General features: G+C 55.3%; 17 protein-coding genes. 3 read left to right on the forward strand and 14 right to left on the reverse strand.

What is annotated here, in order from left to right; translation table 11 throughout:
- Window positions 1–138: 138 nt before the first annotated feature.
- Both I6L46_RS10630 and I6L46_RS10635 read left to right on the forward strand, forming a co-directional pair.
- Entirely contained in the window at window positions 139–1,269 is a 1,131-nt protein-coding gene (locus I6L46_RS10630; protein WP_204481236.1) for a cupin domain-containing protein, read from the forward strand.
- A 182-nt stretch (window positions 1,270–1,451) separates the two neighbouring features.
- Complete coding sequence (locus tag I6L46_RS10635) at window positions 1,452–1,865, forward strand: hypothetical protein (protein WP_216975407.1); 414 nt, start codon at window positions 1,452–1,454, stop codon at window positions 1,863–1,865.
- A gap of 96 nt (window positions 1,866–1,961) precedes the next feature.
- Here the strand turns inward: I6L46_RS10635 and I6L46_RS10640 are convergent, their stop codons facing one another.
- From I6L46_RS10640 to I6L46_RS10680, 9 genes are all read right to left on the reverse strand, one after another.
- Entirely contained in the window at window positions 1,962–2,501 is a 540-nt protein-coding gene (locus I6L46_RS10640; protein ID WP_159164073.1) for a GNAT family N-acetyltransferase, read from the reverse strand.
- A gap of 6 nt (window positions 2,502–2,507) precedes the next feature.
- On the reverse strand, window positions 2,508–4,145 hold the full coding sequence (locus I6L46_RS10645; protein ID WP_216975409.1) for a GNAT family N-acetyltransferase: 1,638 nt from the start codon (window positions 4,143–4,145) through the stop codon (window positions 2,508–2,510).
- Window positions 4,145–4,759, reverse strand: a complete 615-nt coding sequence (locus I6L46_RS10650; protein ID WP_216975411.1) for a glutathione S-transferase family protein — start codon at window positions 4,757–4,759, stop codon at window positions 4,145–4,147. The genes I6L46_RS10645 and I6L46_RS10650 overlap by 1 nt, the downstream gene beginning before the upstream one ends.
- A gap of 36 nt (window positions 4,760–4,795) precedes the next feature.
- Window positions 4,796–5,434 (reverse strand): pyridoxamine 5'-phosphate oxidase, encoded by a 639-nt coding sequence (pdxH, locus tag I6L46_RS10655; RefSeq protein ID WP_216975413.1) that lies wholly within the window; start codon window positions 5,432–5,434, stop codon window positions 4,796–4,798.
- A 177-nt stretch (window positions 5,435–5,611) separates the two neighbouring features.
- The gene (locus I6L46_RS10660) at window positions 5,612–7,795 is read right to left on the reverse strand and encodes a reprolysin-like metallopeptidase (protein ID WP_216975415.1); all 2,184 of its coding nucleotides are present in this window, start codon (window positions 7,793–7,795) and stop codon (window positions 5,612–5,614) included.
- 304 nt (window positions 7,796–8,099) lie between these two features.
- A complete protein-coding gene (locus I6L46_RS10665; RefSeq protein WP_128816156.1) occupies window positions 8,100–8,438 on the reverse strand; it encodes a hypothetical protein in 339 nt (112 codons plus the stop codon).
- Window positions 8,439–8,559: 121 nt separating this feature from the next.
- Window positions 8,560–10,383 (reverse strand): reprolysin-like metallopeptidase, encoded by a 1,824-nt coding sequence (locus I6L46_RS10670; protein ID WP_254203095.1) that lies wholly within the window; start codon window positions 10,381–10,383, stop codon window positions 8,560–8,562.
- Window positions 10,384–10,636: 253 nt separating this feature from the next.
- The gene (locus tag I6L46_RS10675; RefSeq protein WP_005362007.1) at window positions 10,637–10,966 is read right to left on the reverse strand and encodes a hypothetical protein; all 330 of its coding nucleotides are present in this window, start codon (window positions 10,964–10,966) and stop codon (window positions 10,637–10,639) included.
- Window positions 10,963–12,981, reverse strand: a complete 2,019-nt coding sequence (locus tag I6L46_RS10680) for a reprolysin-like metallopeptidase (RefSeq protein WP_216975417.1) — start codon at window positions 12,979–12,981, stop codon at window positions 10,963–10,965. Before I6L46_RS10680 ends, I6L46_RS10675 begins: the two co-directional genes overlap by 4 nt.
- A 215-nt stretch (window positions 12,982–13,196) precedes the next feature.
- Between I6L46_RS10680 and I6L46_RS10685 the strand changes: the two genes are divergently transcribed.
- A complete protein-coding gene (locus I6L46_RS10685; protein ID WP_216975419.1) occupies window positions 13,197–14,408 on the forward strand; it encodes an RsmB/NOP family class I SAM-dependent RNA methyltransferase in 1,212 nt (403 codons plus the stop codon).
- Window positions 14,409–14,489: 81 nt separating this feature from the next.
- Here the strand turns inward: I6L46_RS10685 and I6L46_RS10690 are convergent, their stop codons facing one another.
- The 5 genes from I6L46_RS10690 to tdcB form a co-directional block, all read right to left on the reverse strand.
- Window positions 14,490–14,873 (reverse strand): RidA family protein, encoded by a 384-nt coding sequence (locus I6L46_RS10690; RefSeq protein ID WP_201986609.1) that lies wholly within the window; start codon window positions 14,871–14,873, stop codon window positions 14,490–14,492.
- Window positions 14,874–14,942: 69 nt separating this feature from the next.
- Complete coding sequence (pflB, locus tag I6L46_RS10695; RefSeq protein WP_216975421.1) at window positions 14,943–17,237, reverse strand: formate C-acetyltransferase; 2,295 nt, start codon at window positions 17,235–17,237, stop codon at window positions 14,943–14,945.
- 44 nt (window positions 17,238–17,281) lie between these two features.
- The gene (tdcD, locus tag I6L46_RS10700; protein ID WP_216975423.1) at window positions 17,282–18,490 is read right to left on the reverse strand and encodes a propionate kinase; all 1,209 of its coding nucleotides are present in this window, start codon (window positions 18,488–18,490) and stop codon (window positions 17,282–17,284) included.
- A 199-nt stretch (window positions 18,491–18,689) separates the two neighbouring features.
- Window positions 18,690–20,021, reverse strand: a complete 1,332-nt coding sequence (gene tdcC / locus I6L46_RS10705) for a threonine/serine transporter TdcC (protein WP_139437651.1) — start codon at window positions 20,019–20,021, stop codon at window positions 18,690–18,692.
- An 11-nt stretch (window positions 20,022–20,032) separates the two neighbouring features.
- Complete coding sequence (gene tdcB, locus I6L46_RS10710) at window positions 20,033–21,037, reverse strand: bifunctional threonine ammonia-lyase/L-serine ammonia-lyase TdcB (RefSeq protein ID WP_103251234.1); 1,005 nt, start codon at window positions 21,035–21,037, stop codon at window positions 20,033–20,035.
- Window positions 21,038–21,207: the final 170 nt, after the last annotated feature.

Consider the following 21,207-nt stretch of genomic DNA (forward strand, 5'->3'; position numbering starts at 1 on the left):
CGGATAAACGACACCACCGGGGCCCTGTGCATGATCTGCAACAGGGCCCCTGTTATTTTCCCTGCCACGGCAGGATCCCGAGTGGCTTTTCCCAAGCCTGCCTTGGGCAAAACCTCTTTGCGAGACACGAGAAACAGCATGTACGAACTCAATCTGGATATCGCTCACTTCCTCGAGCACTACTGGCAGAAGCGCCCGCTCCTTATCAAGGGTGGCTTCAAGGACTTTCAGGATCCCATCAGCCCGGACGAGCTGGCGGGTCTGGCCATGGAAGAGGTGGTAGAGTCGCGCCTCGTCACCCGTTTCGACGGCAAGTGGGATGCGGCCCACGGTCCCTTCGAATCCTATGACCATCTGGGCGAAGAGAACTGGACCATTCTGGTACAGGCTTGCAACCACTGGGCCCCAGAGGTGAACGAGCTGGCCGTGCCGTTCCAGTTCATCCCGGGCTGGCGCTTTGACGATGTGATGGTGAGCTTCTCCACCCCCCATGCGGGTGTCGGCCCCCACATCGACAACTACGATGTGTTTATCACCCAGGGTCTGGGCAAACGCCACTGGCGGGTTGGCGATGCCAAGCCCCTCAACGAGTTCGCCGCCCACGCCGCACTGCTGCACTGCGAACCGTTCGAGGCGATCATCGACGTCATCATGGAGCCGGGTGACATCCTCTACATTCCGCCCGGATTCCCCCACGAAGGCTACGCCATCGAGCCCTCCATGAACTTCTCGGTGGGCTTCCGTGCGCCGGATGCCAAAGCACTTATCTCCTCCTTTGCCGATCACCTGATCGACAACGAGGTGCGTACCGAGCGTTACGGCGATGCCGATCTCAAGCCCCGCGCCCGTCACGGCGAGATCCAGCCCCACGAGCTGCACCGTCTGCGCGAGCTGATGCAACAGGCCCTCGATGACGAGACCCTGTTCAAGGAATGGTTCGGCACCATGATCTCCGAGGCCAAGCACGATCTGGACGTCAATCCGGTGGAGCCAGACTACAGCGTCGAGGAAGTGGCCGACCTGCTGACCCAGGGCGAGCCCGCCATCAAGGTGCCGGGTCTGCGCACCGTCTGGTTTAGCGGCGAGAGCCAGCAGTGCTTCATCGATGGCGAAGCCTGGACCCTGCAGAGCGAAGACGCTGCCGCCATTTCGCTCTTGTGTGACAAAGACATCATCACTCAAGCCGATATGGTGGAGCTGGCCGATCAGGCCGGTTTCCTGCAACTGCTGACCCGTCTGGTCAACCGCGGGTACTGGTTCTTCAACTGATCCAGCGATGACTGAACGACAAAAAGGCGCCTTATGGCGCCTTTTTGTCACTCAGATACGGTTCAATTAACAATCGATGCGCGAAACTGAACCCACTCTTGATGAACCGACAAGTGGTGATTTATTGAACTAAGATCGATGAGTATGATGCGTCCGTCCCTGTTCAAAAGAGAAGCGCCACCATGCAAATCACCTCCCGGCCCATGCCGCTGCCTGATTACGGCAAATATCCCTCCTCTCCCGCTGTCACACCCGAGCAGGTCAGTCAGGCCCGTAACGAAGCACTGGCCAAGAAGAATGAAGTGCAGGCGCAGAGCGAAGAGAAAGCAACGGCTCGCAGAACTCTGGCGGTCTCTTATACGGCCAACCAGCAAGATAAAGCCGTGGTGGAGCGCTACCTGGAGGCCAGCGGTCAAGAGAGCGACAGCAAGTCGGGCCCGAGCACGGCTGATATGTATCAGGCTGCGAATCGCTACCAGCGCCAGCAGAATCTCAGCGACTACATGCAATTCCAGCAGAGCCCGCTCGCCCAGCAGATGGGTGACATGGTGGGCGAAGATAATCGCAAGGGCACCCAGCTCGATATCATTGCCTGAGCCAATTTGCTCGAATAAGCCCGGCAGGGACCAATACAAGATGAAAAAGCCCTCGATGAGGGCTTTTTCGTTATGGCTTGTCGCTGCGACGTCTCGCTATAAATGGGACGCTTCTGCCTGCGCATCCGGCAACTCGTCGGGGAGTTCATCAAACAGGGGGTGATAGAGCACCTCACCCTGCACACCCGCAAAACCGCGCTCCTGTAGCTCCATTGCCATAAAGCAGTCGGCAGGCACCTCATAGATGCAGTGGAGGCCAAACTCGCTGGCCGGGCGGAAACCGAAACGGCTGTAATAGGCCGGATCCCCGAGTACCACCACTCCTTTCCAGTCCATCTCAAGCGCCGTATCAAGCCCTTCACGGATGAGATCAGAGCCAATACCCTGACCTTGCCAGTCGGGATGAACCGCGACCGGCGCCAGACCGAGCCAGGGCCCTTCCATGCCGTTAATGGTGATCGGGCTTAGCATCAGGTGCCCCATGAACTCGTACTCTTCCTCTTCGACCATGGTCACCACGGCAGCACCACATTCGCGCAGGCGGTTGACCAGTTCGGCCTCATCGGAACGACCGAAGGCGGCACTCAGCAGCTCATAAACCGGCAGCATGTCACCGGGGCGCTCGGTTCTCAACATCAGGTATTACTCCTCGTACAGCAGAGCGGGCATTATTCCACACAACGGCTGGTCATTCTGAGTACCTTTGTCCAAAAATGGGAGGGTGCACTCAGGAAAACGAGCTGCAAACTGCTGCTGCAAGGCGGTTAGCGTAGCCGGGGTGACCCTGTTCATCGCCTCGCGGTAGGCCAGCCAGAGGGCGGGAGCCTCCCGCGCCAACCGCTCAAAGGTCAGTTCGGGCATTTGATGCCAACAGCCATCCAGCTCATCGACCAGCTCCGGCAGCTCCACCAGCAGCCGTAACTGCTGATAGCGTATCTGCAAAGAGTCACCCTGATCGCCCAGCGCCTGCGCCATCAATTGGTTGAACCAGTGGCGCCGTGATGCGCGCTCCTCGCGGCTGAGCAGATCGGGCCCTTGACGCTGCAGTGCGGCCAGTTGCAGCAACCACGCCAGCCCCTGTTCATCCCTCTCTTTCAGCAAGACGCCGCCAAGATGGGACAACTGCTCCGGTTCGGCCTGCTCCAGCAGATCGACGGGGTAACAGTGTAGCGCCAGCAACCTCTCAAGATGCGGCGGGCAGTGCAGAAAACAGGGCTTCTCCCCCGCGCCCCTCTCATCCACAAAGAGCGAAATGGCCAGCTTGCCGTTGGTACTCTGCCGATCCAACGTTACAGGATCGCGCAGGATCACCACGGCGATCCGCTCATCTGCCAGCCAGCGGGTAATATCCTCGGGCAAGGGATTGGGTAAGGAGGGGGCGCGATCCAGTCGCCAGTAACTCACCTCACACGGCTGGTGACCGCTGATATGGCGCCGCCCGCGATAGTGCATCCCCACTTTTGCCATCACCCGGCCGGAGGCGAGATTGTCCGGCATATGGCGAGCCGTCAGCGCAGGCAGTTGCAGTTGGTCAAAGGCAAACTCCTTGACCAAGCCAGCGGCCCGAGTCGCCAGACCGCGATTTTGCCAGGGCACGCCCACCCACCAGGCGAGCTCGCCATTCCAGTGCAGGGAGATCACCCCAAGCAACGCCGCACCTTGCTCCTCTGGCAAGGTGATAGCCCAGCTCCAGCCAAGGCCAAGCGCCGCCTTGCGCCAGCTGAGCGCCAGCCAGTCGCGGGCCCCCTCCGGCGGATAGGGGTGAGGAATATTGAGGGTGTAGCGGGCCAGCGCCTCGTCGCTGCAGTAGCGCACTATCTCGCGCTCATCGTCGGCCTGCAGTGGTCGCAATACGACACCTGATAGCGAATGCCCCTCAGCCAGGGTCGGCACCGTCACGCGGCGCGCCAGCAGGCGATTGAGCACGGCGCCCAAATCGGCCTCGGGGGTAAGCGGCAGATCGGCCCCCATAGGACCAAGGGTGAGCAGTCCCTGCTCCCTGGCGAGGGTCAATAGGGAGGTAGAGGCACTGATCAGGATCTGGCGGCTGGGATCAACATGAAAATCCGTCAGCAGATCCCCATCGAGCCAAGCAGCCAGCAGGGCCCCTGGGCAGAGCACCCCGTCAGGAGGACTTCTCGCCCAGGGAGCATCGGTTTGATCGAGGACGGCGGCCGCCTCTTTGCCCAGTAGCAGCTGCCAGCGATGACCCTGCTGCCAGTGCGGCAACAGCGCAGCCCACTGCGGTTGCCACAGACTGGCCTCGATCAGCAGCTCCATCAGCTGGCCTGACAGGCCGCTGGCAGCGTCAGGTGACGGGGGTGGGCTTCGATACGGGCGATCCAGCTACGGATAGCTGGCCACCCCTGCAGAGAGAAGATCCCCTCCTCTGCCACGTGGGTGTAGGCATAAAGTGCAATATCGGCGATGGTAGGCGCATCACCGCACAGGTAGGGGCTCTGTTTCAGCTGCTGCTCCATTACCGCCAGCGCCTTCTCGCCACCGGCTTTCAGCCCGTCGAGCCGCGCCTCCTGGGACTCGGGGCGGCCGAGATAGTGAACGATAAAGCGGGCCACCGCGATGTATGGCTCATGGCTGTATTGCTCGAAGAACATCCATTTGAGCACCTCGGCCTGCTGGCGCGGATCGGTTGGCCACAAGGCGCTGCCGTGCGCCAGATAGAAGAGGATGGCATTGGATTCCGCCAGCGTATCGCCCTGGCCAATCTCCAGCAACGGGATCTTGCCGTTGGGGTTCATGGCCAGAAATGCGGGGGTACGGGTATCCCCCGCCTGAATATCCACCTCTACCCACTCAAGGGGCAGCTCCAGCCAGCGAGCCAGCAGCCACACCTTGTAACAGTTGCCGGAACGCAGATCACCATACAGACGCATACACACTCCTTGTGAAAACAGATTCGAATAGCGCGCTCAGGGAGCCAGACGCTCGATATGCCAGCCATCCCCGTCGCGGGTGTAGTAGAAGCGGTCGTGGAGCCGGTGCTCGCCCCCCTGCCAGAACTCCACCGTCTCGATCACCACCCGGAATCCGCCCCAGAAGCTCGGCAGCGGCACTTCGCCATTGGCAAACTTCTGCTTGAGCTCGAGGAACTTGGCCTCCAACACGCCGCGGGCCGAGATGCGGGTCGACTGTTTGGAGACCCAGGCAGCGATCTGGCTATCCTTGGGACGGCTGTGGAAATACTTCATCACCTCGAAAGTGCTCATCTTCTCCACTCGGCCGGTCACATGAACCTGTCTGTCCAGCGTGTGCCAGGGGAAGAGCAGGCTGATACGGGGATTGCCTTCCAGCTGCTGCGCCTTGCGGCTGCCCATGTTGGTGTAAAAGACCATCCCCTGGGCATCGTAGTGCTTGAGCAGCACGGTGCGCTGCCAGGGCTGACCATCGGCATCCACCGTCGCTATCACCATGGCGGTGGGATCGGTCAGTTTGGCCTCACAAGCCTGCGCCAACCACTTCTCGAACAGCGCCAGCGGCTCGGCCGGCAGATCGGCCCGGTGCAGCCCGCCACGGGAGTATTCACGGCGCAGATCAGCAACATCCATCATCTTGATTTTCCTTCAAATAAATAATGGTTCCACGACCATCAAGAGAGTGATTGCAGGCATTGTGCGCTCGATAAAGGAACCTTGTAAACCATACAAAAAAAGCGAAGAGGCTCACGCCTCTTCGCTTGGTTTATCAATTTACCAAAGATGGGTAATCTCACCCTTGGGTTATCTGGTTTAGTAGCTCATGGTCTCACGACGACGCAGCAGCGCAGCGATACCAAGGCCCAGCAGCGCGAACAGACCGGTCGAACCACCGCCGCCGCCGCCGCCATTGCTTTCAGGCTGGGGGGCCGGTGTATTACTGCTCTTGGTCGCCAGCTTTGGCGTAATGGCATAAAAAATATTGTCGCTACAGGCCAGCTTGAGGCGAACAGCGCTGCCAGCATTGGCCGGAATGGTTACCTCATGAGCGCCATTGTTGCTCACGCCATTGACCAGCGGCTGCCAACTCTTGCCTTCATCATTGCTATAACTGATATCGACCCGCTGACAGTTGACAGGATGACGGTCAGTGCCAGCTACTTGCCAATTCACTGTGGTCGGGTTGCCAACCAGAATACGCTGGTCAGGGGCTGGCAATATCTTGAAGGTTTGTGAACCTGTATCGACCACCTCGACCGAGGTCTCACCATAGGCGCCACCGCCTTTGCCATCACGGGCGACCAGACGGAAGTTAAGGGTGCGCGGCACATTGACCCAAACATCACCTTTCTCAGCTTCCCCTTTTAACTGGGTAGCCAGCGAAGGAAAGTGACGAACCGGGGAAGTGGTCGGCGCGGCGTAACGATACAGAGGGCCGGTTGCAAGGCGACCGGAACTCAATTGATCGCCACTCGTCGTTCCATCCCCCAGATCGACCTGTTCCCAAGTATAGGTAAGGGTATCACCGTCAATATCATTACCCTTGCCACTCAGGCTAAATGCCACCCCTTTGGGGATCACATGTCCTGCTGGCACATCGGTAATTTCCGGCGCATGATTATCTCCATTTTCTCTCGGAATAGGCATGCCACAACGAGGCTCCATATACGGTGCAATATAAGGAGCTAAACTCGGGTTGTTAGCAATTTCTTCCACAGCATCACTCGCTTCTTTTTCACGCGTAGCAATATGCGCTAACATCTGTTCAATAGACTTACTGTGAAAATAGGCTTCGCTATTGGGCTGCAAGTCTTGGTTCGCTATCAGGCCAGCATAACCCATAATGGTGCTACCACTGCCAGGCTCAAAAGCCATATCCTCAACTCTTTGCCTTACGCCTGCATTATAGGTATGATTGGCCCCAAATTGATGGCCTATTTCATGAGCAACAAAATCAATAAAGAATGAATCACTTTCTGGTATTGTATTTCCTGTTCGCCCCATCGATCTTAATGAAATAACCGGCTTTGATGGAATAGTCGCATCTTGTATAACCATTGCGCATAAAGATCCCGAGTTAGCGGCACCCGTTTTATCTGCAGTTGTCAGTACATGACCTATATCGAAATAACCCAACTCCTTATTCTTGACTTTCTCCCCCTGTACATAGCCGTTTTTTTTACTGTCATTCTCCTCATACCAAGGACTGACACCGGCTACATATTTTTTATTTACACCGTTGTAGAAGGGGCTGTCATTTTTTGTATAGATAATAGTATCACTGCCATCTGCCAATACAAAACGAGCACCAAGATCACGTTCATATACGTCATTAAGTCGGTTAACCAACGTTGTCAGTGAAGCCAACGCTTGAGCCTTCCCCTTAAAATACTCGGTATATTCCCCAGTAGTTGAGAATGCAATTCGATATTCCTTGAGCATAGATGCAGCATAGCCAGCCTCGTTACGAGCCGCTTCAGTTTTGTATGCTAACTTTTTTTTCAGCTCGGATTTTTCAATGATCTCCTTGATATTCTTGCCATTCATTGAATGTGCATCTTTTTTGTAATAGACAGCGTAGGTACCATTACGCTGAATATCGACAAATATCTGCTCTCCGGCATGCATAAACATGCCGTTAAAACCACGCGGAGAAATATCAAAACGACCGGTATTACTGGGGGTGCCAACTTCATGTCCTTTATAGGTCATGATATCTGGGTATTTTGCTGCCAGCGCAGGCGGTAATACGGAGTAGGCTTCCAATTCATATTGCACCATCTTGCCATCAGGCAATGGTAGCGTAATCACGGTTTGGCCCAAGCGCAGATTTTCTAAAAAATCCGGTTCTACCTCAAAGATATTGTATGCGCGAGCCCTTACAGGTTCATCGGCCTGCTTGCTGCGTTTTTCGACCATATGCCATGGGGATGCCAGCGCGATATTGGCTGACATTGCGATGACAACTGAGATTGCATTTATTGTGAACTTCATCATTATTAATCACCTGACTGAACAGCCGGCGAGAATAACGTGACGCAAATCACAATTCAACTTTTTCAATAAAAATTAAATGAATTTTATTTCATTTAAAATCATAAAGTTAGTGAGTCATAGTTTATAAACAGCTCATTTTGTTAGCATTTTCAGCAGTTCTTTTTAATAGAGTTAAAACTCCAAAAAAGTATATGGGGGCTCATATGTGAGTCATCGAATCATTCCCATGAGGCTATCACTATGTTTGGAATATTAGAGTTATAACTCCAAACATGCCGATTTACACGCCGTTGTGAAACAGCCACTACGGCTTTGAAATTGCCTCCGGCATGCACCTTTCCAGCATCTGTCGGTTATATCGGGTGGCATAGTCAATCCGCAGCTCAAACTCCGACTCCTTGCCCATCTCAATTACATCACCGAACCCTTTCAGATAACGGACTCCGCACCGGGTTCTCGCTTCTGCTTGCAATGACTCCACAACCCCCGGGGCCATACCACCGCGCCCGCCACGCACGATGAGCCGATAATCCTGAGTAGCAAGACTTTCATCTATTGTCTCGGTCAGTGATGCGGCCACAACAGGCGCTGCGCAGATATATAGAAACAGCAAACTGACGGCTAACCGTAATACCTGCGCCATCCGGCTGCCCCTCCCATCAGGAGGATCACGATAAGATTCACTGCACCACCACCACCGCCGCCACCCGCATTGTTGTCGGTAATGACAGTTGCACTTTCCGTAGTGGCAGAAGCATTACCTCTTATCCCATTGATAGAGAAAAAAAAATATTATTGCTGCATGCCAGCTTCAGCCTGGCCGTGCTGGTCAACGGTGCAGGCAACACCACACTGGCCGAACCGTTATTGGCAAGCCCGCTTGCCAGCGTAGTCCAAGTAGAACCCCCATTCTGTGTCAGTGCCAAATCCACGCTGGGACAATTGATAGGAGGCTGATCGGTCCCGGCAACATTCCATGTCACTAGCTGAGTGCTACCCGCCACCATGGCGCCGATCTGCGGAGCTGTGATGGCAAATGCCGCGCCAGTATTGATCACCTGAACCACCATTTCATCACTGCTCACCGCCCCCTGACCATCACGTACGGTAAGGCGGAACTGGAGATTGCGATTGGTCGCAGGCCACGCCTCTCCTTTGGCCAAGACACCCGATATCAGAGAGCTCATGGCGGGCAATGTTCTGCGGGGATCCGATGTCGGTGAAACAAAGCGAAACAGCGGGCGGGTTCCATCATCCACCATGGTTGCCACGCTGTAGGATGCATTGCCAAGATCAACCTGCTCCCAGGTGTAACTGAGGGGATGACCATCCAGATCCAGCGCACTACCGACAAGAGTGAAAGGCGTATTGGCGGGGATCACCCTATCGCCCCCCGCATCCACAACCGGCGCGTTATTGGCAAGCGCCAGGTCGGTGCCGCAGGAGGGCAGAGAGGCCATCAGAGCCCGCATCTGCTCGATCGACTTGCTGTGAAAGAAAGGTGTGCTGTTAACCTGCAGATTCTCCTCACCACAGATCCCGGCATAGGCCATGATGGTCGAGCCACTGCCCGGTTCCCAGGCTGAGCTAGCCTTGCGACCCGTGGCACAACTGTCGGCCATGCCATTGAAGGAGTGCTCTGCCCCCAGCTGGTGCCCCAATTCGTGAGCCACATAATCAATAAAGAATGCATCACCGATAGGCTGTGAGCCTCCGGTCATGCCCCGTGAACGGCTAAACGGGTTACAGAGGGATCTCAGGGTCGCCACTCCGCCGCCTGATGTCGCCAGCAGATGGCCCAAATCAAAGGATGGATTCAACAGCAAATCCTGTTGGACCTGATTGATGGCAATATCCTGGGTCGAGTTGGTGAAAGGATCCGTCGCAGGATCAGTGAAAATCACCTTGTCTGTATCGGCTGCAAGCTGAAACTCGGCCCCCACATCACGGCGATAGACTTCATTGACCCGATTAAGCAGTGTTGCAATGGCCGAGAGTGCTGCAACCTTGGTACCACCGTGATACTGGGTATATTCCCCGGTTGCCGAGATGGCGATGGTGTAGCGCTTGCGCAAATTGCCATCGACCAGCACAGCTCGCTCACGCTCGATACCATGAGGATCAATCACCTGATCCACATCCTGTCGCCGCCAGGCATCTTGCTGTTCATAAACGGCATAAGAGAAACCGTCCTGAAGCGGATCGACATAAAAGGTACGCCCCTGATGGGTAAACATACCGTGAAAACCATGTGTGGTGACATCGAATCGGCCTGTATCCGCCGCCCGATCGATAGCCTTCCCACTGTAAGTATTGATAGAAGGGTAGCGCTGGGCCAAAGACTCCGGGAGCAAGGCATTGGGATGAACATCAAACTGCACCGTAGTGCCATCCGGCAATGGCAAGGTCAATACACTGGCGAGATGCCCGGGTTCAAAAGGCTTGTCAGGAACCACCACTCTGACCTTTTCAGCTCGCACATCATAGACCCCTCCCCGTTCCAAGTTTTCATCCATGAAGGTCCACTGTGGTTCTGCTGCAACCTGAACAGACAAACTGGTGATAATCACCGCAATGCCATGCTTCATAGAGCCTCCTTGCCCTACCTTGGTGACAACAAGTATGGTGCAGCGTCAATTGACGATCTGCGTGACAGACAGAAAAGAACATTCGCACAAAACTTCTGTCACGCTGAAAAATCGTGCTACACCCGCGCTCCTCCATCTCAGGCAATACAGACTGGCCCCATTCAACAACGGAAAAAGTGAAGGCGCCATTGGCGCCTTCACGGATAGATAGGGGGATGAGTATCCCCTCCATTTGGATTGGTTCGTTGGTGTATTACTGCTTGCCAGCGCCCGATGCTATTGGGCAATGAATCACCATACGCTGGTTATACTCGCTGGCGTAAGCACTCAACTTGGCATGTATCTCTTGCTGACCGGGCCTTATCACATCGCCCAATCCATCCAGATAACGCTTGCCACAGCGCGCCTTGGCCTCTGCCTGCTGCTCGGCTGCAATACCGGGGGCGAACTCTCCCCGCCCGGCTATCACTATCAGGCGGTAATCCTGCCTGGCGAGGTTTGCACTCAGCTCCTGTTCCAGCGTGCTGGCATCGGCCTGACAGCCGCCGAGCATGGCAAGCAGTAACAGAGGGACTCCCTTCATGTACGCCTCCGTTGCCAGCCGAGCAGTGCCAGAGCCAGCGTCCACAATCCGAGCGCCCCGCCACCACCGCCGCCACCTGAAGTCGAGCCACCTTGCACCAGAGGCAATTTGAGGGGACTGATGGCAAAGAAGATATTGTCGCTGCATGCCACTTTCAGCCTGACGCTGCTGGTGAGATCGGCAGGCAACGTTACCGTTGCTGCGCCGTTATTGGGTTGTCCGGCGGCAAGCATTGTCCAGCTTACGCCCTCATCCTGAGTCACCGAGATGTCCACCTTGCTGCAACTGATCGGCGCCACAGTTGTGCCCGCCACATCCCATGCTACGGCCTGACTGGCCCCCGGAGTGAGAGTCACCCCGTAAAACGGATTGGTGATGCGAAATGCCGCGCCGGTATTGATCACTTGCACTTTCATGTCATCACTGGCAACGCCACCCTGACCATCACGCACCGTCAGTCTGAAATTGAGATCCCGGTTGGTAGTCGGCCAGGCCTCTCCTTTGGCAAGCGTGCCGGAGAGCAGGGATGGCAAACTCGGCAGGATCCGCTCCGGCGATGCCGTGGGAGAGACAAAACGAAACAGCGGCCGGGAGCCATCGTCAATCATGGTGGCGGCACTACTCGATTCAGTACCCAGATCGATCTGCTCCCAGTTGTAGAGCAGAGAATCATTATCCAGATCTCCACCAGCCCCTTTTAACATAAAGGCCGTATTGGCAGGGATCACATAGTCCCCCCCTGCTGCTGCCTGCGGGGCATTATTGCTCAACACGAGTGTGGTTCCACAAGTCGATACGGTCGCCATGTGCGCACGCATCTGCTCGATGGACTTGCTATGAAAATAGGGGTCGCTGTGAGTCTGGATATTCTCATCACCACAAATACCGGCATAGGCCATGATGGAGCTGCCACTACCTGGCTCATAGGCTTGATTGGCAACCCGGGTACCTGCACCGCAACTCCCGGTAGTGCCGTTGAAGGTATGATCGGCACCAAACTGGTGGCCAATTTCATGAGCCACATAGTCAACGAAGAAGGCATCTCCTACCGGTGTGGGTGAACCCGACATCCCGCCCGATTTATCGTTGGTACAAAGCACTGCCAAACCGGCCAGACCACCGCTACCGGTATTGAGTACATGGCCGATATCAAAGTTGCCAAGCTGCATATTGGTGAAATAGTTGGCCTGCACCAGCACGTTCTTGTTGGCATCATTGGCTTCATAGATGCTGCTGACATTGTTCACATAGTTAGGGTTATATCCGTTGTAGAAGGGATCTGTGACTGGATCGGTAAAGATCAGGTTGTCATTGCCACTGGCCAGCACGAATTCGGCGCCCACATCCCGTTGATAGACCTGATTGACGCGGTTGAGCAAGGTCGCAATCGCCGCCATGGTAAGCGCTTTGGAGCCACCGTGGTATTGGGTAAATTCTCCTGTCGCCGAAATGGCAATGACGTAGCGCTTGCGAACATTGCCATCCACTTGCACCTTGCGCACCAGTTTGCTGAGCTTGGGCCCTATCACCTCATCTGCAGCCTCTTCCAATCGACTATGGGCATCCTGCTGGTAATAGATGGCGTAGCCTTCGGCATTGCTGAGCGGATCGACAAACACCATCCTACCCTGATGACTGAACATGGCGTGGAAACCTTGCGGCCCCAGATCGAAGCGCCCCGTCTCTATCGGATGCGCCGGGTTGTGACCCTTGAAGGTGCGGATCTGCGGATACTTGGCGGCAAGATCTGCAGGCAGCAAGTCGTAGGCTTCCAGAGCAAAGGTGACCTCCCCCCCATCGGGCAGCGGCAGGGTCAGCTCACTCGCCCCGGCTTGCAGCCCCGCAAAATAGTCAAGCGGCACCTTGGCCACCCGAAACTGATTAGCCCGCACCTCATAACCTTGCTCCGCAGTCGCTCTGGCGGCTACCGTGCTCCACTCGCTGGCCATCAGGCTGGTTGACCCCAACAAACTGGCCACCAACAGGGCCAACGAACACTTACTGGTCACATGCATCTTTGTCATCCTTGTAGTCATGCACTTTTTTGAACCATTACCGGCATCATTATCCCGCCGAATCAAGAAGCCCGGCGCCACTGTTTCAGCCACTCACCCATGGGGAATGTTGCGCCAACCCCGTCTAACCCCTATCATTGCGCGGATTTGTCAATTTTAGAACTGCCCCTCTTCACAAAGGTGCGGTTCATCTTTATCTGGCCAAGGTTAATCTCATGCTCAAATCCCCACTGTTGCCCCGTTTCGGGGATCTGGTCGTTGCCATTGTTGACGATGTGCTCGGTCAGGGTCTTACCCTCGACCGCGCTTATGCCCGTCACTTCTCCGGCATCGAACTCAAACCGCAAGAACAGGCAAGGATTGCCCTGGTCACCGGCGACCTGCTGCGCCGTCTCAGCCTCTATTGTTTCCTCACCGGTATTCAGGTGCGTCAGGCCGAAAAGAATGTCTGGCCACTGCTGCACAGCTGGCACGCCTTCCACAAAATTGCCCAGCCCAACCACCCGACCCTGGATCGCTTCAATGAAGAGGCCTTCCGCCGCCGTCTGACCGAGGCGAAGAAGAACCCGGTATTGATGGATGGTTGCCCGAGCTGGCTGGAGAAACTGGGTAACGAGCAGCTGGGTGAAGCCTGGCCTGCCGAGCGTGCCGCCCTGGCCTGGATGCCCAAGCGTTACCTGCGGGTCAACACCCTCAAGTGCACCCGTGATGAGCTGCAAGCCATGCTGGCCAAAGAGCAGGTCACCACCATTCCGGTTGAAGGTGTTGAGACTGCCCTGCAGGTCACCTCCGACGCAGCCCTGTTCCGCACCAAGGCCTTTGCCGATGGTTGCTTCGAACAGCAGGACGCAGGCTCCCAGCTGGTTGCTGCTGCGCTGGAAGTTGCCCCAGGCATGCGCGTTATCGACGCCTGCGCCGGTGCCGGTGGCAAGACCCTGCATATCGCCGCCATGATGCAGGGCAAAGGCCGTCTGCTGGCGATGGATGTGGAAGAGTGGAAGCTGGAAAACCTCAAGCAACGCGCTCGTCGCGCCGGTGCCCACAACGTGGAGACCCGGGTCATCACCAGCAGCAAGACCGTCAAGCGCCTCAAAGAGAGCGCCGACCGCGTACTGCTGGACGTGCCCTGCTCCGGTCTTGGCGTACTCAAGCGCAATCCGGATGCCAAGTGGCGTGATACCGCCGAGCGTCTGCCGGTGCTGGTCGCGCTGCAAGAAGAGATCCTGCAGCGTTACAGCCAGATGGTGAAAGTCGGCGGCCTGCTGGTCTATGCAACCTGCTCCATCCTGCCCGAGGAGAACCGCCAGCAGGTGGACAAGTTCCTCGCCGCCAACGAGAACTTCCGTCTGCGTGACGATCACACCGTAAGCCCGTCCGAGACCGGCTTCGACGGCTTCTACATGGCTCGTATCGAACGGATCGCCTGATCTGCCCGATGACCATATAGACAAAAGCGGCTGCCATTGGCAGCCGCTCTGTTTTGGCTTGCTGACACACTCCCGATGGGGTTACAGCGCAGCAATCGCCTCTATCTCGATCTTCACATCCTTCGGTAACCGAGCCACTTCTACGCAGGAGCGAGCCGGATACATGGCATCGTGCTCGGTGAAGAAGTCGTTGTAGACCTGATTCACCGCAGCAAAGTCGTTCAGATCCGAGACAAACACCGTGGTCTTGAAGATGTTGCGCACCTCACCGCCTGCCGCCTCGACAATCGCCTGTACGTTTTGCAGGGAGCGCAGGGTCTGCGCTTCGATCCCCTCCACAACGTCGCCGCTCACCGGGTCCAGCGGGATCTGACCGGAGGTGTATAGGATGTTGCCAATCCGGGTGGCCTGCACATAGGGGCCGATGGCGCCCGGCGCCGCCTTGGTAGTGATAACCTGTCGCATCTGTTACTTCCTCGTGCTGACAAACAAAAAGTAGGCCCGGAGCAAGCCTGCTCACCCCGGGCATGAGAGCTACATCATGTTGGTGAAGGTTCTGGAGATGACGTCCTGCTGCTGCTCGCGGGTCAGGGCGTTGAAGCGCACCGCATAACCGGAGACCCGGATGGTCAGGCTGGGGTACTTGTCCGGATTGTCGATGGCATCCAGCAGCATCTCGCGATTCATCACATTGACGTTGAGGTGCTGACCCCCTTCCACATCCCGCTCATGATGGAAGTAGCCATCCATCAGCCCCACCAGATTGCTCTCGCGATTGGCCGGCTCCTTGCCGAGCGCCCCCGGCACGATGGAGAAGGTGTAGGAGATCCCGTCCTTGGCGTATTTGAACGGCAGCTTGGCCACCGAGGCCAGCGAAGCGACCGCCCCCTTGCGATCCCGACCGTGCATCGGGTTGGCTCCCGGTGCAAACGGGGCACCGGCGCGGCGGCCATCCGGGGTGTTGCCGGTCTTCTGGCCATACACCACGTTGGAGGTGATGGTCAGGATCGACTGGGTCGGTACCGCATTGCGGTAGGTCGGCAGCGCCTGGATCTTCTTCATGAAGCGCTCGACCAGATCGCAGGCGATGGAGTCGGCCCGCTCATCGTTGTTGCCGTACTGGGGATACTCCCCCTCAATCACGAAATCGACCGCCAGCCCGTCAGCATCGCGCACCGGCTTGACCCGAGCGTACTTGATGGCCGCCAGCGAATCGACCGCCACCGACAGACCGGCAATGCCGCAGGCCATGGTGCGATAGACGTCGCGATCGTGCAGCGCCATCAGGGAAGCCTCATAGCTGTACTTGTCGTGCATGTAGTGAATAAGGTTGAGCGCACTGATGTACTGCACCGCCAGCCAATCCATAAAGCTGTCGAGGCTGGCCATGACGGTCTCGTAATCCAGCACCTCGTCCATGATGGGCGCCACTTTCGGGCCAACCTGGATCTTCAGCTTCTCGTCCACCCCACCGTTGATGCAATAGAGCAGGGTCTTGGCCAGGTTGGCGCGGGCACCGAAGAACTGCATCTGCTTGCCGATCACCATGGGACTCACGCAGCAGGCGATGGCGTAATCATCGCTCTCGAAGTCGGTGCGCATCAGGTCATCATTCTCATACTGCAGGGATGAGGTATCGATGGAGACGCGAGCCGCATAGGTCTTGAAGGCCCGCGGCAGCCCTTCCGCCCAGAGGATGGTGAGGTTGGGCTCGGGCGCCGGCCCCATGGTCTTGAGGGTATGGAGGTAGCGGAAGGAGTTCTTGGTCACCAGAGTGCGACCATCCAGCCCCATGCCACCGATCACCTCGGTGGCCCAGATGGGATCGCCGGAGAAGAGGGAGTCAAACTCGGGGGTACGCAGGAAACGTACCATGCGGACCTTCATGATGAAGTGATCGACCAGCTCCTGGGCATCCTGCTCGCTGATAAGCCCCGCCTTTAGATCCCGCTCGATATAGATATCGAGGAAGGTGGCGGTACGACCGAGGGACATGGCCCCGCCATTTTGCGACTTCACCGCCGCCAGATAGGCAAAGTAGAGCCACTGCACCGCCTGCTGGGCAGTACGTGCCGGCCCGGAGATGTCAAAGCCGTAGCTGGCCGCCATCTGCTTGATCTGCACCAGTGCCCGCTTGTGCTCGGCCAGCTCCTCGCGCTGGCGGATCACCTGCTCCAGCTGCTCTCCCCGCTCGAGCGCCGGTTGCAGATCGGCAAACTGCAGCTCCCGCTCACGGATTAAATAATCTATGCCATAGAGCGCGACCCGACGATAATCTCCGATAATGCGACCACGACCGTAACCATCCGGCAAACCGGTCAAAATTCCCGATTTTCGGCAGCGCAACATCTCGGGAGAGTAGACGTCGAACACTCCCTGGTTATGGGTTTTGCGCAATTCGCTGAAGGTATATTCAAATTCGGGATCCATCTCCCGGCCATATGCTTCAAAAGAGCTGCGGATCATATTTACACCGCCAAACGGGTGCAGTGCTCTTTTAAGGGGCTTGTCGGTTTGCAGGCCAACAATCTTTTCCAGCCCCTGCTCGATATAGCCCGGCCCGTGGGCGGTGATGGTCGTGGCAATATTGGTATCAAAATCGACCGGCGCGTGGGTGGTATTCTCGATGCGGATCCCCTCCATCACCTTGTTCCATAAAGTGGTGGTCGCTTCGGTCGCATCTGCTAAAAACTGTTCGTCACCTTCATAGGGGGTGTAGTTCTGCTGGACAAAATCACGGACGTTGATCTCGTGCTTCCAGTTTTCACCGGCAAACCCTTGCCATGCCTGACGGAATTTATCCTGATCCAATTGCATATCAACTTTCATCAAATAAACCTCATTCACTACTCATGACACAAGAGTGGAAGATGTCAGACGCACTCGGCCTGACAAACCAGCTGCCCCAGACGAATGGCATCCAGCGCGATCATTTTCTCTTCATTGGTGGGAATAACCGCCGCCAGTACCATGGATTCTGCCGCCGAAATTACCCGGCAGCCCTCGCTATTGGGACGCTGGTTAAACGGCTCGCTGATCGCTACGCCAAATACCTTAAGTCGTTCGCATACCTGCTTTCTGATAAAGGCCGAGTTCTCGCCGATCCCGCCGGTGAAAATAACGGCATCCAGCCGGCGCAATGAGGTGGCATGACCGCCGATATGGCGGGCAATACGATGGACAAAAGCGTGAATGGCCAATTTTGCCCCGGGATGTCCTTCGTGATAGGCAGATTCCAATACCCGCATATCCGAGGAGAGCCCCGAAATACCCAGCAGGCCGGACTGCTTGTTCAATACCCGCTCGATATCCTCGATGGATTGACCCGTCTTGCTGGCGATATAGGCCAGCGCGCCAAAATCGATATCGCCGCTGCGGCTGCCCATGATCAACCCCTCCAGCGGCGTCATCCCCATCGAGGTATCGACGCTCTTGCCATCCTGTACAGCGCAAATAGAGGCGCCATTGCCCAGATGGGCGATGACCAGACCGGCATGCTGCTCATCCAGCCCCATAAATACGCAAGCCTGCTCGGCGACATAGCGATGGGAGGTGCCATGGAAGCCATAGCGGCGTACGCCATAATCCTGCAAATATTGGTAAGGCAGCCCATAGATATAAGCTTCCGGCTTCAGGGTCTGGTGAAAGCCGGTATCAAATACCGCAATTTGGGGTTGTGTGGGAAATAGCTGACGAGCCGCCATCACCCCGCTCAGATTTGCGTGATTATGCAGGGGTGCCAAGGGTGACACCTGCTTTATTTTGGCCAATACATGTTCATCAATGATCACGGCTTCGCTAAATTCACTACCACCATGCGCAATCCGATGACCAATCAGCACAATCGAATCCAGCAGATCGCGCTTTTTCAATTCAGCCGCAATGGCAGCCAATGCACAGGTGTGGTTATTTTCAGCTAATGACATAGCGGGCTCTTTACCCACTTGCAATTGGGGATGGGCCGTCTCAATACCATCCGCCATACCGGATATCACCACCTCACAGGATTGACTCTCCAGTACCGAGAATTTGACCGATGAGGAGCCGCAATTGATAACCAGAACCAACGAATCAAACTTCATTACATCGCCTCGAGATTAATAGTGTCGAGTCACTGCAGTCAGGGCATTTCGCCATAAACAGAAAGTCAAAAAACGGCAAGCCTTACCCGGGGCCCACATAATTGTGGCCAACGAAGAACCGGTTATTGCTCATGTCTGACTGCACCATCCAGACCCCACCAGGGGGGCCTGAATGGTTGATGACTTGCAGAAAAGGTTTTCAGAACAGCTTGGAAACTATATTCAGGATGGTCAGCACACCGATGATGGTGACAAACAGGTTGCTGGCCTGACCTTTATATTTTGCCAGTGCTGGTGTCTTGCTCACCGCATACATCGGCAGCAGACAGAGCAGGGAAGCGATGATTGGCGCCCCCATTGCCTCAATCAGGTCGAGGATGTTGGGGTTCACATAAGCGACTAGCCAGGTGGATCCCATGATGAACAACATACTGACCATATTGAGTTTTTTACTGGAAACCTTGCTCTTGTCGCCCTGGTAGCCAAAGCGGAGGATAAGGCCATTCAACCCTTCCAACGTCCCCAGATAGTGACCGAAGAAGGATTTGAAGATAGCAACCAGCGCGATAATGGACGCCGCATACTCCAGGGTGGTGGCAAACGCAGACTTGCTGCCAGCCAGCGAGGAGAAGTGGTTGGCCAGATAGGAGAGCACCGGAATGTTCTGGGCTTTGGCTTCCGCCATATTTTGCGGTGACAGGGTAAAGAGGCAGCTGAAGGCAAAGAACATCACCACGGCCACCATCAGCATGCTGGCACCGGAGATAATCTTCGAGCAGCGCTTCTCGGTAAAATCACGACCGAACTCCTGCTCATACTCTTCCCGTTTGGAGACGATGAAAGAGGAGACAATCGGCGAGAAGTTGAAGGAGAAGACCATGATGGAGATCCCCAGCCAGACGGTGACCAGAATACCATCGTGGCCAAACATCGATATCTCGCTCAGATTGACCTGATCAAAGACGGCACTGTTCCAGTACGGGACGAGGGAGAGAGAGATAACGATCAGACTGGCAATAAAGGGAAAGACCAGATAGCTCATTACGCGAACCATCAGATCCTTACCGAAATAGATCACGAAGGCCATCAACAGCAGCAGCCCAAGGGCGACAACACCCCGATTGAGCGGCGCCATTTGCAGTTGATGTTCCCAGAATGCCATAAAGGTATTGGTGATTGTCACACCATATATCCACAGCAGTGGGCAGATGGCAAAGAAATAGAGGAAGGTAATTACCACGCCACCCATTTTGCCAAAATGTTCTTCAACGGTTTCGGTGATATTGGCTGAAGGATTGCTGCCGGAAAGACATAATCTGGCCAACGCCCTGTGGCAATAAAATGCAATGGGGTAAGCCAGCACCAGCATGATTAATATTGGGATCAGGCCACCATATCCGGCCCGAATTGGAAAGAACAAGACCCCCGCCCCGATAGCAGTACCGAACAGACCTAATCCCCATGTGGTATCCGATTTACGCCATGCACGCGTATTCTCTTTACTGCCGGTGACAACACTGTCTAATATCATGACTGCATTCCTTACAGGCTAAATTTACGAATATTGTTCTGTTCGATAATTTCGGCGATCCGAGTCAGATCAATATTGCCACCCGAAATAATGCTGACGGTCTTTTTACCTTCGACATAATGTTTCAGCTTGCCACTGAGCAGCGCTGCCGAGGCCAGAGCTCCCGCCCCTTCGGTAATCACCTTGTTGCGCTGAATAAGGTCAACCATGCTATGACGAATATCATCCTCGGTGACCAGTACAATATCATCCACCAATTGTTTGACGATTTCGAAGGTCAGTGAACCGGGTCTTGCCACATCACAGCCATCGGCCAGCGTGCTGCTGGTTCTGTGATTGGTCATGGTACCGGCATAGAAAGAGGCCGCCATACCGTGCACATTCTCGGATTGCACACCAATCACCTTGATGGTCGGATTAATAGATTTGATAGCCATGGCAACACCGGCAATCAAACCACCGCCACCGATCGGCACTATGATGTTATCGACATCATACAAATCTTCGATAATTTCCAGGCCAATGGTGCCCTGGCCGGCAATTACTTTTGCATCGTCGAAGGGGGGGATAAATACGCGGCCTTCCATCTCCACGATTTCGCTGACTTTGGCAATGGTGTCATTGAAGCTATTTCCATGGAGGATCACTTTGGCTGAATAGTCACTGGTTGCAGCAATTTTTGATTTGGGGGCACAGCAAGGCATGACCACCTTGGCATCAATTCCAAGCATAGCACTGGAGAGTGATACACCTTGGGCATGATTGCCCGCCGAGCAGGCGACAACACCTTTTTGTCGGTCTTCCAGACTTAATGAACTGAGTTTGTTGAAGGCACCACGAATTTTAAAAGAGCCTGTACGTTGCATGTTTTCAAGCTTGAGGTAAACCTCGCCATGGCAACGTTCGCTGATGTAGTTAGAGGGTAGTTGCGCGGTCTTGTATATATGATTGGTCAGTCTTTTTTTGGCTTCAGTTATATCATGAAGACCAATGGGCAGATTGCTATACATCTTCATCGCAAATCTCTTTTTATTTATTAATTTGTAGGGTTTTATTTCACAGGGCGAAGCGATACTAGGTTCTATCACTTGCAATTAATGTGAGCATAAACACAAAAAAATCTACAAAGAGACTGCGTTACGGTGAAATTATCAAAAAATGTGATGACAGCAACACTTGAATCCAA

The sequence above is a fragment of the Aeromonas sp. FDAARGOS 1416 genome (assembly GCF_019048085.1).
In the GTDB taxonomy this organism is placed as follows: domain Bacteria; phylum Pseudomonadota; class Gammaproteobacteria; order Enterobacterales; family Aeromonadaceae; genus Aeromonas; species Aeromonas veronii.

What these genes read in the sequence shown, in the direction of transcription:
- I6L46_RS10630 (WP_204481236.1), top strand. Translation starts at nt 139, where the DNA reads ATGTACGAACTCAATCTGGATATCGCTCACTTCCTCGAGCACTACTGG.
- I6L46_RS10635 (WP_216975407.1), top strand. Translation starts at nt 1,452, where the DNA reads ATGCAAATCACCTCCCGGCCCATGCCGCTGCCTGATTACGGCAAATAT.
- I6L46_RS10640 (WP_159164073.1), bottom strand. Translation starts at nt 2,501, where the DNA reads ATGTTGAGAACCGAGCGCCCCGGTGACATGCTGCCGGTTTATGAGCTG.
- I6L46_RS10645 (WP_216975409.1), bottom strand. Translation starts at nt 4,145, where the DNA reads ATGGAGCTGCTGATCGAGGCCAGTCTGTGGCAACCGCAGTGGGCTGCG.
- I6L46_RS10650 (WP_216975411.1), bottom strand. Translation starts at nt 4,759, where the DNA reads ATGCGTCTGTATGGTGATCTGCGTTCCGGCAACTGTTACAAGGTGTGG.
- pdxH (WP_216975413.1), bottom strand. Translation starts at nt 5,434, where the DNA reads ATGATGGATGTTGCTGATCTGCGCCGTGAATACTCCCGTGGCGGGCTG.
- I6L46_RS10660 (WP_216975415.1), bottom strand. Translation starts at nt 7,795, where the DNA reads ATGATGAAGTTCACAATAAATGCAATCTCAGTTGTCATCGCAATGTCA.
- I6L46_RS10665 (WP_128816156.1), bottom strand. Translation starts at nt 8,438, where the DNA reads ATGGCGCAGGTATTACGGTTAGCCGTCAGTTTGCTGTTTCTATATATC.
- I6L46_RS10670 (WP_254203095.1), bottom strand. Translation starts at nt 10,383, where the DNA reads ATGAAGCATGGCATTGCGGTGATTATCACCAGTTTGTCTGTTCAGGTT.
- I6L46_RS10675 (WP_005362007.1), bottom strand. Translation starts at nt 10,966, where the DNA reads ATGAAGGGAGTCCCTCTGTTACTGCTTGCCATGCTCGGCGGCTGTCAG.
- I6L46_RS10680 (WP_216975417.1), bottom strand. Translation starts at nt 12,981, where the DNA reads ATGCATGTGACCAGTAAGTGTTCGTTGGCCCTGTTGGTGGCCAGTTTG.
- I6L46_RS10685 (WP_216975419.1), top strand. Translation starts at nt 13,197, where the DNA reads ATGCTCAAATCCCCACTGTTGCCCCGTTTCGGGGATCTGGTCGTTGCC.
- I6L46_RS10690 (WP_201986609.1), bottom strand. Translation starts at nt 14,873, where the DNA reads ATGCGACAGGTTATCACTACCAAGGCGGCGCCGGGCGCCATCGGCCCC.
- pflB (WP_216975421.1), bottom strand. Translation starts at nt 17,237, where the DNA reads ATGAAAGTTGATATGCAATTGGATCAGGATAAATTCCGTCAGGCATGG.
- tdcD (WP_216975423.1), bottom strand. Translation starts at nt 18,490, where the DNA reads ATGAAGTTTGATTCGTTGGTTCTGGTTATCAATTGCGGCTCCTCATCG.
- tdcC (WP_139437651.1), bottom strand. Translation starts at nt 20,021, where the DNA reads ATGATATTAGACAGTGTTGTCACCGGCAGTAAAGAGAATACGCGTGCA.
- tdcB (WP_103251234.1), bottom strand. Translation starts at nt 21,037, where the DNA reads ATGAAGATGTATAGCAATCTGCCCATTGGTCTTCATGATATAACTGAA.